A 613-nucleotide genomic window follows, 5' to 3' on the forward strand; every position below is an offset into this window, starting at 1 on the left:
ACGGCCTGCAGCGCCGCCATCGCGCCGAATGCCAGGGCGTAGCCCAGGATGAAATCGCCCTTGCCCAGCGGGGTCGCCATGAGCCGCTCCAGCGTTCCCGACCGACGCTCCCGCAGCGTCGTCACCGATGTGACCAGGAACATCACCACGAACGGGAAGAGCGCCAGGATCGGGCCGCCGAAGGTGTCGAACACCCCTTCCCTGTCGGCGAAGAGCCAGGAGAACAGCCCGACCAGCAGACTCGGCGCCACCAGCATCAGCGCGATCGAACGGGGGTCGTGACTGAGCTGACGCAGCACCCGCGCCGCGGTGGCCAGCGTGCGCCCCGGGTTCACGCCGCGCCCCCGTGGCGGCCGCGCTCGATGAGCGTCAAGAAGGCCGCATCGGGGTCGGTCGCGCCAGTGGTCTGGAGCAGCCCCTGCGGCGTCGTCTGAGTCAGCACGCTTCCGTCGTGGATCAGCGCGACGTCGTCGCACCGCATCGCCTCATCCATCACATGACTCGACACGATGAGCGTCGCACCGGCATCGGCCAGGCGCCGGAAGATCGCCCACAGACTCTGCCGCAGCACCGGATCGAGTCCCACGGTGGGCTCGTCCAGCACCAGCACATC

At 69.2% G+C, this 613-nt stretch carries 1 protein-coding gene and 1 pseudogene; both read right to left on the reverse strand.

Annotated elements, in window-relative coordinates; genetic code table 11:
- Positions 1-335 (reverse strand): ABC transporter permease (locus NQ160_RS04805; RefSeq protein ID WP_257514106.1); only part of this gene is annotated, 335 nt, incomplete at its 3' end.
- Positions 332-613 (reverse strand): annotated as a pseudogene (locus NQ160_RS04810) (ABC transporter ATP-binding protein); the annotation flags it as partial. The pseudogene NQ160_RS04810 and the gene NQ160_RS04805, both read right to left, overlap by 4 nt.

It is taken from the genome of Microbacterium sp. zg.Y909, from assembly GCF_024626565.1.